This window comes from Thalassoroseus sp., assembly GCF_984380535.1.
In genome coordinates this window covers 366,272-379,825 of record NZ_CFHRBF010000001.1, presented here as the reverse complement: position 1 = coordinate 379,825, position 13,554 = coordinate 366,272, and the positions used below count along the sequence as shown (strand labels likewise).

Sequence of the window (13,554 nt, the reverse complement as noted above, 5' to 3'; positions counted from 1 at the left end):
TCTGTCTACTACGTTATTCTTTGAACTGCTCTAGTTCTTGGAACGTGCTGCTCGAACGGTCTTGAGGACCGTTGAAAAATCCATCAATGGCTCTTCTCCTCGATGCGCGAAACAAATGCGATTCTGTGCGTCGAGCACGAAGACACCATGTAACGGCGGCTCGGCATTACAACCGAACCGAGAAAAAACCTTCTGGTCGGGATCGGCAAACCAGGAGAAATCCGAGGCGTGTTCGTACGATTCAATCGATCGACTCAGCGTGTCTTGATCATCGCTACTGATGACACACAGTTGAGACTCGAGAGCGCGAAACTGAGCCGACGCTTTCGCGAATTGAGCCAACTGCTGATCACAATGCAGACAACCACGACCGCGTGAGAAAATCAGAATCTTTGGTCCTTCTTTTGCGATGGAACGAAGCGATCGCTCATCACTGTCTTCGAGGTTGGAAGTGTCCAAGCTTTGAAGCTCTTCGAACGCCTCACTCGCGGAAGTTTCCGATGGCTTTGATCCGCGAGACTTGCGTCCATGGTGTCCCGGATCGGAGTGACCCGGAGGCACAACCGCAACCAACTTCATCATGCCTTTGTCTTCGTGGTCCAGGATATGACAGTGCAAGACAAACTCGCCAATGTAGCGGCGGTACTTTGTATGAATGATTTGCTCTTGCTCCGGCGTGACAAACAGTGTGTCCTTCCAATATTTGCGAACGCTCCCGTCGGACTGCTCCTCGACGACTTGAAACGGATTGACATGAATATGAAACGGATGCCCCGCTCGTAAACTTGTGAGCTTCCAAACTTCACGTTTCCCTAATGGAAGTTCAAGGGGCGGACTGGCCGGGTTATAGGATTCGCCGTTAATGAGAAACCCGGTTGGGGTGGACATGATATCGATATTGAACTCAATCATTTGTTGTGGTTCAGGGGCGTTGCCCTTAAAGATCGGCTTGCGAAGATGCTTCGGAATGGTCGATTTCAATGCGGCCGGCGTTGGGAACTGAGTCGCTTTCGGATTGCCCTCGACGACTTTGATCAAGGCGAGCGCTTTGCGAGATTCTTTTTCCTCGTCGCCACCTCGACGCGCAGCCGCTTCATCAGCAAAACTGCGGAGCAACGCTCGACCGGGGGGCGATGGGTCATCGAATAGCCAATACTCGCCCGGCGTTCCCGCCTTCACAAGCACATCCATGCGGTAACCAGGATACAATTCTGCCATATCTCGTTCGATGCGATCCCCCGTCGTGATGCCGTCTAAGGCAACCTCGTGGAGCGAGTGACCTTCCAACCGAGCGTGAATGGCTTCTCGGACACCCCCGTGGATGAAACGCCAATGCTGCACTTCGCCGCTGATCATCGTGATCGTTGGTTGCACATTGCCGTTGATCGAGGTGTATCGGCCAGACTTCTCCCATGTATCCGGGCCGAAAATCGCAAGGTCTTCAACTTCGCCATCCTCGTCGTACTGAATTTGTTGAAACAGGAATATCTGCTCTTTGGCGTCTTCGAGTTCCGGCAGTTCTTCGATTCCGCCCTCAATGATGAGTGCCCCGTGCATTCCAGAGCTGACTTGCACAGCTGTCGAACCGTGGACATGAGCGTGATACCAGAATGTTCCGTGCGGGTGATCGGATGGAATCTTGATCTCATATTCGAATGGTTCGTCGCCGGGCCGGAGATGCAATAACACGTTGTCGCTATTTCCGGATGGAGAAACGTGCAGCCCGTGCGTGTGGAGATTCGTGATGTCAGCAATGTTAGTCGCTTGCGAATCCTCGGCAACGGCAAGGTCGTTTCGAAGGATTACTCGCAATGTGTCACCGGGGCGGGCGCGAATCGTTGGTCCCACCAACCCGCCATTGTAGTTCCGCAAATGAACCCGATCGTAGGATCCGGTTGTCGGGTTCCAAATCGGATTTCGCGATTTCGCGACACGCAATACGAGAGGCTTGACATTAGGACCGACACGATACTCCCTAGCCATGTTTGAACGTCGGCTCGTCGCGTTTTGCTCAAGTGGCTGAGGATTCTTCACACGACGCGAAACATCGACGCTGCGGCTTCGAGAAACAGCATCGGTCGCGTTGCTAGTCGCTCTCAATGTGTCTGCGGGTTCGGTCCGCTCCCACCACCATTGATGAGGGGCCTTCCGCATATTCCGAGAACCCTCGACATCATACCGATAGCCGAAGTTCAAATAGTCGTGATGGTCGAGTAGATCGATAGGCCGAACCTTTTCCCATGCAGTAAAGGGGAACATCGTATCGTTCAGCCGATGGCCCTTCGGACCTTTCCTTCGGGGAAGATAAAGTTGCTCTCTCGAGGTGATCTGCGGATTGGCAAGCTGCCGGTTTTGCCAGGCGGCCCACAGGTAATCCACATATGCGTGATGCAAGTAGAACAGCGGATCATTCGGTGACGCAGGACTTCGCATCGACCCACCCACCCAAACATGCACGCGGTTGTGATTCTGCACATCCTCATGCTCGACGGTGTAGTCGCCGTCTTTCGTGACCCACCCTTCAAGCCGGTTGCGAAAGCTGATGTTGCCCGGCACTCCATTCCACGGATCAAGATCATAAGCGACAAGCTTCAGGCATTTTTCGACATCCGTTGAACGAGGCAGCGTGTCGCAGACTTTTCCGAACGGACCGGGTAATTCCCCGAACCGACGTTGCAGATAATCAATCGATTGGGCTGCGATATTGAGGCTACCATCGGGATTGGGGCCGACGACGACTTTCCAATTCGGATACATCAGATAGGTGCTGTCAACGATCTGGTAATTCTTGGTCGGGTCACCGTTGCCACCCAGAAACACGTCGGCCCATATCGGGTCGGCTGGGCTGGTCGGTTCTGCGGTCCAATCCCAATAAGGAACCGTCAGGGAAGGATCGACCTCACGGAGTTGTTGTTCGAACAGATGAAGGAAATATCGGTGCCAGGGAAAGAAAGAGGGGCCGCGATGGGCCGCGTTGCGATACATGCTGCTATGGGGTTCGATGCCGGCTTGCACCGTCACGTGGAACCAAGCATCCACATGCATTTTCACGAGGGCATCATACACCGACAGCGGCAAAACAGTTCCGTCACTCCGTTCGAGTTGTTGGTATCCCGGCCACGGCGATGGCTTTTGCTTCAGTTGAACGACCGCCTCGATAAACGCCTTTTTCTGAGCATCACTCAAGGAGGCATAGTTTTGTCGAGTCGGGAGCCGTTCCGCGTTTTGTCGGGATTCATCGGCTCGGAGCGGCTTTCCGACGACGAACCACAGCACAATCGCTGTCGTTGCCAGAACCATCCAGCGTAATGGCCGGAAAACGAATTGGGAGTGAACAGCGGTGGTAATCATCAGAGTGTTCTCGCGAGATTCTCAAGACGATGGTTTCGGAAACAGTGGATGGGACGATCGGCCGACGGTAAACGTGATTGACCATTTGCGGCGACCATCCTTGACGAGGAGAGTGTTGGTTTGGTCGTCCTCGAATTCCATGAAGAGGTTGTTGCGAACTTCAAGTTCACCAAGCGGCGCCGACGTCTTGAACGTCAAATACAGCCACCGGCCGGCCCCGTTGGTGGGTTTTGCTAACTCGTGACCGACCCAAGTCATGCAAATCGGTTTGCCATCGGGATCACGGAGTTGAAAACGAGAACGAAGATACCGACTAAGATTTTCGTCGGTCATCTTTTTCTCCCCCAATGCTCGACGAAGTGAAAGAGACGGCGCCAGGATGGCGACCTCGATGACATCTGGCTCGCCGTGACGAATCGAGACCTCACCAATGCAGACGTGGTGCGGATGCGCGATTGCCAATGCTGGATATGCGAAAGTAAGTACGCTAGCGACCACCAGTAGGTAACGCATCTCAGTCCTCCCTCTCTTCCGTGCAGTCGTCTGTGGTGTTCGGCGTGGGTGGGTTCCCTTCGGTTGCTTCCTCAGATTGCCTAGCTCGGCGGAACGCTTCCAGCCGCGACATGGTGGCAACGGAAGGGAACACATTGTTTTGCAGATCGACGTCTGCGGTCTCTCCTTCCGGATCAAGACGGACCCTTTTGATTTTTCCGCGCGTAAAAACCGATTTGACAATCCGCTCGTTATTTCGCCGCCAGATCTCCGCGGGAACGCGAATCGTCATCGGTTCGGAATTGTCGGCCATTTCGAGTTGGAGGATGAGTGGCATCACCAACCCGCCTTTGTTCTCGACTTCGATCAAATGGTAGTGCGTGAAGTCGCTTTCCGATTCGGCAGCGCCCGCTGAATTGCCGCGTTCCGTTCGGGCATCCGAATTGGGAGAGCGGGCGGCTGGTCCTCGTTTGCGAAAGGCTTCGTCATTTTGCTTGGTCTCTGGTGGGAGAAGAGAGTCTTTGCCACGGAACGGATTGGGATCTTCGGGGAGTTCGAACTCCGGCTTGCGTCGGTCCAACGGGCGGTCCGGGCCTGAGCGTCGTGCTGTTGCGGCACGGTCATTGGACTCAATTCGGTGGGTCTCGACGGCTGTGATCGCAAGGTCGACATGGTCGGTGGTGTAAAACCAACCCCGCCAGAACCAATCGAGATCGATTGCGGACGCATCTTCCATGGTCCGGAAAAAGTCGGCTGGTTGCGGCCGACGGAAACGCCATCGCTGAGCGTAGGTTCGAAACGCAAAGTCGAAGTTCGCCTGGCTCTCCGGAGGCGTCTGGCCCATGATCGAATTTCGGAGGATATTCAGAGCAGTCGCCGGCTTGCCGTAGGCATTGTTACCGAGCTGATGGACGGATTCCGAATTCGTCATGATCGGCACCTGCCTGGTGCTTTGCATGTAGCGGAGGATGGCCGGATTCTGCGGATTGCCGCGAGCGGCTGGGAATTCGCCGCGGTCCATGGGATGCTCGATCCGCCCAAGGAACGAATCGGGAACGGACAGTTGTTCGTTGGGGTCGCTCGGAGTCCGCTCGTCGTCCCATTCGGTTTCTGCCAAGTATTCGAGGAACGTGTTGAGTCCTTCATCCATCCAGGTCCATTGCCGTTCGTCGCTGTTGACGATCATGGGGAACCAGTTGTGTCCCACTTCGTGGATGATGACGCCAATCAAGCTCGCCTTCTGCTCGCGAGAGTAGCCGCCATCACTTCGATCCGGGCGAGGACCGTTGAACGACAACATGGGATACTCCATCCCGAAAACAGGTGCGTTCACGGAAATCGCAACCGGGTATGGATAGTCAAATGTCCGCCGAGAATAAGTCCGCAATGCATGGGCGATTGCGGCAGTGGAATAGGTACTCCAGAATTGCTTTGTCCCTTCCGCTTCCGTCGGATAGTAAGACATCGCCAGGACCCGTTTGCGCTGCGGATTGTCGGAAAGTTCGACGCCCCACGCATCCCAGATGAAATCTTGTGATGCTGCAAACGCAAAGTCCCGTACGTTTTTCGCGGTGAACTTCCACGTCTTCGTGTCTTCAGCCGGATTGGCAGCAGCGTTTCGCCGGGCTTCTTCGGGCGTCACTACAAAGACCGGAGCATCACTGTCTTCGGCATCATCCAAACGCTTCCGTTGAGATTGCGTCAGGACGTGATCGGGGTTGGTCAATTCGCCGGTTGCCGCGACGATGTAATTCGCGGGGACGGTGATACCGACAACATAATTTGCAAACTCTAGGGTGAACTCTCCGTCTCCGAGAAACTGTTTGTTTTGCCAGCCACCATAATCCGTGTGAGCAGCCATGCGAGGATGCCATTGTGCGATTGCAAACAACAGACGCCCGGATTTCAACGTTTCGTATCCAGTTCGTTCCGGAAGCAACTTGGCATCGTTCACCATGTATTCCCATTTGACCTGGAACTTGACCGAGTCGCCCGGTTTCAAGGGCTTGTTGAGTTCAAGTCGCATCATTGTCTTGACGACTGTGAACTCCTCACGTACTCGAATAGCGGCTTCATCTCCCAATGCCTGGACTTGCAAGTTCTTGATGCCACCATTGAAGCGGCGGCGTAAAAGCTCGTCTGGCAGATTGAATCGAACACCCGCATCCCGTGTCACCAACGAGTCGGAATCGGGACGCAACATGTTCGGTTCAAGTTGAAGCCAAAGAAAATGCAGTGATGTTCTTCCCGTATTCTTGTAACGGATCTTTTCTTCGCCCCGAAGCGACCGCGAGGCTACGTCGAGCGTAACTTTGATATCATAATTGAGCTGGGGCGCGGTCGACTCAGGAAGTTCGTCGGTTGGGCTTCCAGCCCCGGTACGATAAAGGTTGGGCGTCGGTAGCAACTCGTCGATCTGCCGAAACTTGTCGACTTGTCCATACTTGTCGTTCGGTGGAATCTGAGCGAATGTCGGTCCGCTCGCCAAACTAGCGACAAAAAATAGACCGGTGAAAAAGGCAACACAACGACGCATACTGACTCCTTACGTGTGTGGCTGTTTGAACAGAGGCTGCTAGCTAACGTCTATGGCTCGCTACCATTGTCTGAAGGCTCGGCGAGTGCGCGCCAAATGGCTTCCTCGTGACTCTGATATTGCGGAAGTCCACCGTTTTCTCCCGGAGTCGGTTCAATGGGTAATCGTAGCGTGAGCAGAAAATTGACCAAGTCGTTCAGTGCTTGATCGGTCGCCGCTTCACCCGTTTTACCTTGATAAGACTGCAGGCGATGTAGGGACTCGAGAACATCGTTAGCTTCGCTTCCCCGAGACTCATGAAGCAGGATGGCCTGCTTCAAAGACAGTGCACGCCCATCGTGCAACCACGGACCGGAATCGGCAACACCCCATAGAGGACGCGTGAGAAATTCATCTTCATTCACGAATATTCCTTTGACGTCCGTTTCCTGCTTGTCGAGGTCTCGGAGCTTGTCGCCCATCTTGTGACGCCGCAAGTCACTAAACAGAGGGACCCGAATTTCGTGACCATGCGGTTTCAACCGTGGATAAGAAAATGGCAATGACTTCGTTGCGTAGCCATTACTCGTCTGACCGTTCAACGGCAAGTTGAGATCGAAACCAAAAGCACGACCGGTTGGGTTTTGGGTTGAGAGATTCTGGATTCGTTGTTGCGAATTCGACCCGCGTTGATTTTCCGGCTGTTTACGAAACTTTTGTTGCACCGGCAGGGTCCGAGATCTCAGTACTTGAGTCGACAAACCAGCTTCACCGGGGTCTTCTCGCTCTTCCAGATTTTCCGGATCCGTCGGATCAAGCACGAATACTTGCGGACTCACTAGCGAGAGCGTCGGAACGTGACATGTCGCACACTTCTGACTTCCCTCGAGAATGACATTGTGGTTCGCGCCGATGAAAATGTCTCGGCCGCGCTCAGCACTTTCTTGACGATTTTCCTCCATGTCATTAGCGGACGGCTCGTGAGCCACCTGGACCGGCGGTCGTAGCGACATCGTAAAAATCGTCAGTGCAGAGACGTTGCCCGGCGAGATTTCGTCCCGAACTCCGTCATCGTCATTGTCGTGTTCGGTGATACGGACTTGGCTTGTATTTTGAGGGTCTTGCTCAAAGAAAAGTTCCTCGGCTTGGATCCCGAAGTGGAAATTCAAAGCGTCTTTCACAAAGTTACGTTCGTTCGACGCGATGCCTTTCCATTGCAGCGGCCGCACGACTCCGTCCTCACTGACGCCTGCCGCTTTTCGGTTTGGGTAGACTTCAGCCTTGTGATCCGGCGGATAGATTGCTACGGATTCCTCGATAATCTTAGCGGCCTGAGCTTCCTCATCCCACTTGGCTTCCGCATAGTAGATTCCCAACGAGACATTGATGTTGTAATTCTTGCCCCCCCAACCTTCGACATCTTCGCCCGCTGGTGCAAATCGTTCGAGATCTTCAGCCTTGGCGAACAGATGAAAATCACCTGACACAGTCGCATCATGGTCGGCAGCAGCACGACTCTTCAAATCATTTTGAAATGCTTTGATGTCATAGAGAATCTCATACGTCATTTCCTCCGCCAACTTTTGAACATAGCCCGTTCCGAAAACATGCGGCGGGTTGCGTATCAGTTTGACTAACTCAAACGGCTTCGTCTTGTCGTTGAAATCGGGATTGATGTAGGCGTTCGAAGCGAACCCGGCCGGTCCGCCATTGGCACCGATTTTCCGAGCCAATGCCTTCGAATTAGCTGATGCCGAATCCATTGGTGCAGCCGAACCGATCGAGTTATGGCACTCGAAACAGCTTTGCGAGTCCAGACCATTGAGCCGGAGAAACGGGAAGCTACTATGCGGGAACAATTCTTGGTTCTTGCGTCGCGGACCATCGACACCTTCGCCATAGCCGTCTTCATGGTTGTAGGGAGTCGAAAATAGATGCCGCCCAGATGCGACAATCTTATCGAACGAAAGATTCGCCGAAGGAGTCAGGTCATCCTGATCGATGGAGATTTCTGGCAGGATAGCTTTGTCTTGCGCAGAAGCAGATGATGAATATTCGATGACAATCGTAGTCAAGAAGAAGAGCGTCAGCGATAGCAGGACTTGAAAGTTCATGGATTCCTTCTTTCTTTGATTTTTTCTTGGACGACCGGTGTTTGAATCACTTCTTCAGCGGCCCGGAGCGCCGAGATCAAGGCCCCTTGAATCCAAGCCTGATCGAGCGAACAATGTTCACCAGCGAAAAACAAACGGCCTTCCGGGCGGATTGCGTCTGCGTAATAGGCTTGAAGGTCTCCCGGCCGGAGAAAACAAAAGGCTGCCCGCGACCAGGGGTTGTTGTCCCAAAACATCGATTGAAAGTCCGTTCCTTCTTTGGCTCCGACCACATCGCGGATCTTTTTGTGGTTTTCTGAGAAGTGCGATATGACATCGATGCAGATATCGCGACGTTTTTGTTTCGAAAAACGGCCCATCCGCCTCGCGTCGCGTCCCCAGCTGTAACTGGCTACAAGAACGCCGCTCTCTGTTTCTTCAGTAGTTCCCTCGTTTTCAGGCGTTTTTCCCATGATTTTGGTTTCACTCGGGGTACCGACAAGCGATGCCCGCGCGGTATAGTGACTCCGGGATCGATCAAACGTTGGTGTCGCCGACTGCAAGCGAACGCCTCGGTCGGATGGGTAATAGGTCGATCGCGTAATTTCGTCAGACAGCGAGGCCCCGCCAAAAATGTCGTCCATTTCCCAAAATCTCGACTGACAGTGCAGCAAGACCTTGGTGGAAGACGCATAATTCAAGTTTCTTATTGCCCGAAGTTTCGTCGGAGATAGTCCGGCAACCTTGATCGTACGCAAGACCGGAAAAGGAATCGTGCAGATGATGGCATCGAAGTGATCGAACGTTTCGGCAACAGGCTCTCCGTGCTCATTACGATGTTTCGGGTCCTGCGCTGGTGCCTCCGGAATTGGGACGCCCTCCTTTTTGAGTTCAACAACCGATAATTTTGGGCGTCGATTCAGGTCATCACGGTCGACTTCGATACCAACAGCCTTGAAACCGTATCGCAACTTCACTGTCGGCAAAGTCTCGCATTTCTTTGCAAGCGCCCAGGGCAGCCGGTCGAGACCACCCGTCAGTTCCTCTAAACCTTCCCCAGTGGCAACAATCTCATCCCGGAGAAACATACCGAGCGACATATCCCACCAGACCTCAAGACCTGTTGTGGCACCGATAAGTTCCCGAGCGTCCTCAGCCGAACGCAAGTTTCCTTCCAACGCATCGTCGACTTGAAGTTTTTGGAGCAGATAGGTTCCCAATGAAGTACCATCCAGACGGCGAACATGATCGGTCAACGGACGCAGCCCAAACAGACTTTCGATGTCGTCGTTGGAAAGACCCCGGACCGCGTCGAGCAAGATGGTTCCCAGAATCGCTGGAGCGACCTGGGTTGTTGCGATCTGATGCTGGCGGTGGGTCAACTGATAGTTTAGACTCTCGTAGAAAGTCTTGCCGAAATTGTTACCGGGCCGGCTACTTCGCGTAGGAGCTGAAGACATCTTTGTGCCTTCATTTTGCTTTCGCAAATAGTAATAGCAGTCCAGATCTTCGTGATCAGTGAAAAACGGTCGCAAGCCGCCTTCTAAACCGAGATCCTTGAGGTATTGCCGTGTGTAGTCGTGCGAGGCGGGAATTCGCATCGCTCCCAACTCGTGATAGGTTCCTTCCTCCAAGCCCGCCGCTTGATCGGGCCGGCGCCCCTTGAAGCCCCATGTCCACACTCGACCACCCGCCCGATACGTTGGCTCAAAGACAGTGACATTATGACCCAGCGTGCCTAATTCATAGGCGGCTGCTAGCCCTGCCATGCCGGCCCCAAGGATCGCAACATTCTTTTTCGACGTATTGGGAAGTAACTTTAGACGCCCCCTCTGCTCTTGAATAGGCGTATGCGTATGCAGGCTCGACCCGGCTGCAAGCAACGACCGACCTTCCATCAGTTTCAGACTAATGCTCGCCAGGACTGAATTGCGGATGAAGTCGCGTCGAGAGACTGAGTTATACATTTTTATTCCTAGCTAGACGAAATCACAATTAAAAGCTCTTGTTGATTATAATCAATCTGAAGAATGATACGGGGAAGCCTTAAACACCAAAGATCAGTGGATGGAGGTCAGCAATCGTCGTTTTCACTTGGGATTTACGCGAGGGCCTCGAAGGCAACTTCACGGCCGCACTCCACTTACCTATTCCGAACAAGCTATCGCAAATCCGTTTCTCTAGCACCGGATTCGTATCCATCGTGAGAATTGCGAAGCCCCATACGTCATCGGAAATGTCGATTGTGTAGCCCGAAGGACGACTTATATTATTAGGCTCGGTTTCGTTACTAACCCGCAAATCATGTTTCGGTCACAGTGGGCCACCAATCCTACCCTAGCATCGCGATGGGTCGGTCACTGAAAATCGTCAGACCTACGCTAATCAACATGTGAAATCACGGAAGCGAAGCAATCCCGCCTGCTAAAGTACTAATAGCAAGGCAGGTGACGAGGATGTCAAAAAAATATTCAACTCTGTGAAGAGCACTACTAAGAGCGATCTAACAAGACCGTTTCAGCTGTTTGGCGCAGATGACGGCAGATGCCAAGTGATGGAAGGCTTGATACAGGTCGTCACGGCGATCAAGACGAATTTTCAAGCGGGCGAATCGATTGAACCAACTGTGCGTTCGTTCGACGGGCCAGCGGACCACGCCCAAGCCGCTGCCGTGCGGATGGCGGCGGCGGGCGATCTGCGTTCGCACCCTCAAACGGTGCAATGCCAAGCGATGTCGACGCGAGTCGTAACCGCGGTCGGCGAAGAGAGTTCGTGGTCTTTGGCATGGACGACCGACTTGGCCTTTGACGGCGGGAATGGCTTCGATCACAGGCGACACTTCCGTCACGTCGTGCCGGTTGGCACCGGTGATTGTGACGGCCAGCGGCGTACCGTTGCCATCGGTCACGAGATGCCTTTTCGAGCCGCATTTGCGGTGATCCCTGGGTTTGCCCAAGAGTTGATTCTTCCTCGAATGGCATTCGGAAGAGGCCGTTGGATCGTTTCGAGGACTCAAAATCACTTACGATGAATGATGGCTGGTGATGATTTGGAAAGCGCTCGTAGCAGGCTCAAGCCTAACGATTTCATTGTTGATATTTCAATATGTGATCGGCTGTGTACTGTCTTGATCGCAGGCTGGTCGCACAAATTGCTTCGACAAGAACACCGGGAAAATTTTCCAGATCTCACTGGATATGAAACTGTTAAACTGTACGATCGTTGGGTGTGTGGTCGAGACTCACCGGAACCCTTTTGCAATTTTTTTAAACTCCGCCGTTTTATGATAATTTGTTAAAAAAATGATACTCCCTGATTCGCTCGTGCGATTATTTGACTGGGAACGATCGCCAATTTGGGATTCCATAGCGCCGCAAACGAATTCCCAGGTGTATTGATGAACTGTCCACAGATTTGTGTGTTGGTTTTGTAATGCGTGGAGAACGTTAAATGAGACGGCATTTTGACTTTGCGAGCGGCATCAAAAGATGCGGGTTTACACTTATTGAGTTACTGGTTTCTATTGCGATTATTGCCATTTTAATCGCTCTACTGCTACCGGCCGTACAGGCCGCTCGAGAGGCCGCCTACCGTTCCCAATGCATGAACAATCTCAAACAGATCGGACTTGCTCTGCAAAACTACCACGACGTGGAGCGGGGGTTGCCAATGGGAGCAGTACACAGTCGGGCTGCGCCGATATCAACAATGGGTCACTCCTGGTACATTGCTATCCTTCCTTATGTCGAGCAACAGAACATTGAGAATAAGTTTGACCTGACAGGTCCGAATTACGGATATCCAACGAGCATTCCTTTTTTGGTCGCGGCCTACAACAACGGGACGCTCGCCAATAACGTCAAACTTGAATTCGCTCGATGTCCATCTAGCCCTTTGCCGGAATTTGTCTCCGCCAGCGGACTACAGCACGCGCGGACTTCCTATGTCGGAATCGCCGGAGCGACTTCAAACGCCGCCGCGAGTACCAATGCGGCAGGGGAAGCGAATTGTTGCGGTAGCGCGGGAGGACAGATTATGGGGAAGATTAGCTCATCGGGATGTTTGTTTCCCAACGGTTCGATCCGAATGGCTGACGCACAAGTTGATGGAGCTTCCAACACGATTTGCGTCGGTGAGGCGTCTGACTATCTTCACGACACCGCTGATGGAAACCGGTATAGCATTGATGGTGCCCATGGATTGAGTTGGATAAGCGGTACGAATGCCAGCGGTGTTCCTGGTGGCTCTCCCACGTTTTCTTCGAGCAATGCAGCAGTCTACAACATCACCACGATCGCTTATCCGCCGAACCACGATAACTACGAGAAAGCTGGAATTTGGTTCAATCACGGGCCGAATAATCCACTGACATCGCCGCACAGTGGGGGAGTGCAAGTGGTGTTACTCGATGGGGCTGTTCGTTTCCTGAGCGAAAGGGTCCATATGACGACTTTTAGAAGACTGGCAATGCGGAATGATGGCGAAGTGGTCGGAGATTGGTAATTGTGCTTAGGAAAACGGGATGACGGACTTCACGTAGCGAAGGTTTTTCATGTCAATTCGTATTTTAAGTTTCTCTGTTGCCTTGATTGCAGCCGTGTTCGTAACACAGATGGCGAACCAAGCCCAACCCACGGAGCGGCAACCAGACGGGCAGAACGCCCCCGAGACACCCATAGAGGCAGGCTCGTGTTTGGAGAAACCAAAGCATTGGAGTGAGAAACCGCCTGCAACGCCCGGCACGACAATCCTCATGTCTCGGTTTATTCGCTTTCAAACGCCTGATGGTCCGATGATTCCGGCTCGAGTGTTTCTGATTGAGTCGAATCCAAGACAGATTCAAATGCCTCCCGGTATGCCACCAGACGTAATCGACCGCACCAAGAAACTTCCGATTCGCTTTATCGGCTTTGGCTGGGAGATCGAAGACGATCCCGACTTTCAACCAGATTTTGAGATTTCCGCGCGTGATGTGCGTGCTCGTCAGCCTTGTACATACGAAGTTAGTGCTCACGACGTGAAGTTTTTGGTCCAAGTAGTTGGTACGCCCTGAATGAAACAACTTTGAACAGTTCCATGCTTTGACGCACACCTCGATTCCTA

At 52.9% G+C, this 13,554-nt stretch carries 8 protein-coding genes; 2 read left to right on the top strand and 6 right to left on the bottom strand.

The features are described 5' to 3' along the window. Positions 1 to 30: 30 nt before the first annotated feature. From AC5DDB_RS01405 to AC5DDB_RS01380, 6 genes are all read right to left on the bottom strand, one after another. Positions 31 to 3,351: a tyrosinase family protein gene (locus tag AC5DDB_RS01405; protein WP_491737877.1), complete on the bottom strand. Its 3,321-nt coding sequence runs from the start codon at positions 3,349 to 3,351 to the stop codon at positions 31 to 33. Positions 3,352 to 3,372: 21 nt separating this feature from the next. Next, on the bottom strand, positions 3,373 to 3,864 hold the full coding sequence (locus AC5DDB_RS01400; protein ID WP_491737876.1) for a DUF6702 family protein: 492 nt from the start codon (positions 3,862 to 3,864) through the stop codon (positions 3,373 to 3,375). 1 nt (position 3,865) lies between these two features. Further along, on the bottom strand, positions 3,866 to 6,379 hold the full coding sequence (locus tag AC5DDB_RS01395; protein ID WP_491737875.1) for a M1 family metallopeptidase: 2,514 nt from the start codon (positions 6,377 to 6,379) through the stop codon (positions 3,866 to 3,868). A gap of 50 nt (positions 6,380 to 6,429) precedes the next feature. After that, positions 6,430 to 8,472, bottom strand: coding sequence for a di-heme oxidoredictase family protein (locus AC5DDB_RS01390; RefSeq protein ID WP_491737874.1), 2,043 nt, complete (start codon positions 8,470 to 8,472; stop codon positions 6,430 to 6,432). Beyond that, a complete protein-coding gene (locus tag AC5DDB_RS01385) occupies positions 8,469 to 10,418 on the bottom strand; it encodes a flavin monoamine oxidase family protein (protein WP_491737873.1) in 1,950 nt (649 codons plus the stop codon). Before AC5DDB_RS01385 ends, AC5DDB_RS01390 begins: the two co-directional genes overlap by 4 nt. A 536-nt stretch (positions 10,419 to 10,954) precedes the next feature. Beyond that, positions 10,955 to 11,473 (bottom strand): IS5 family transposase, encoded by a 519-nt coding sequence (locus tag AC5DDB_RS01380; RefSeq protein ID WP_491737872.1) that lies wholly within the window; start codon positions 11,471 to 11,473, stop codon positions 10,955 to 10,957. 428 nt (positions 11,474 to 11,901) lie between these two features. On the opposite strand from AC5DDB_RS01380, the gene AC5DDB_RS01375 reads away from it, so the two are divergent. Next, positions 11,902 to 12,954 (top strand): DUF1559 domain-containing protein, encoded by a 1,053-nt coding sequence (locus AC5DDB_RS01375; RefSeq protein WP_491737871.1) that lies wholly within the window; start codon positions 11,902 to 11,904, stop codon positions 12,952 to 12,954. Between the two features lie 49 nt (positions 12,955 to 13,003). Further along, complete coding sequence (locus AC5DDB_RS01370; RefSeq protein WP_491737870.1) at positions 13,004 to 13,504, top strand: hypothetical protein; 501 nt, start codon at positions 13,004 to 13,006, stop codon at positions 13,502 to 13,504. The last annotated feature ends 50 nt before the right edge of the window (positions 13,505 to 13,554 follow it).

What these genes read in the sequence shown, in the direction of transcription:
- AC5DDB_RS01405 (WP_491737877.1), bottom strand. Translation starts at nt 3,351, where the DNA reads ATGATTACCACCGCTGTTCACTCCCAATTCGTTTTCCGGCCATTACGC.
- AC5DDB_RS01400 (WP_491737876.1), bottom strand. Translation starts at nt 3,864, where the DNA reads ATGCGTTACCTACTGGTGGTCGCTAGCGTACTTACTTTCGCATATCCA.
- AC5DDB_RS01395 (WP_491737875.1), bottom strand. Translation starts at nt 6,379, where the DNA reads ATGCGTCGTTGTGTTGCCTTTTTCACCGGTCTATTTTTTGTCGCTAGT.
- AC5DDB_RS01390 (WP_491737874.1), bottom strand. Translation starts at nt 8,472, where the DNA reads ATGAACTTTCAAGTCCTGCTATCGCTGACGCTCTTCTTCTTGACTACG.
- AC5DDB_RS01385 (WP_491737873.1), bottom strand. Translation starts at nt 10,418, where the DNA reads ATGTATAACTCAGTCTCTCGACGCGACTTCATCCGCAATTCAGTCCTG.
- AC5DDB_RS01375 (WP_491737871.1), top strand. Translation starts at nt 11,902, where the DNA reads ATGAGACGGCATTTTGACTTTGCGAGCGGCATCAAAAGATGCGGGTTT.
- AC5DDB_RS01370 (WP_491737870.1), top strand. Translation starts at nt 13,004, where the DNA reads ATGTCAATTCGTATTTTAAGTTTCTCTGTTGCCTTGATTGCAGCCGTG.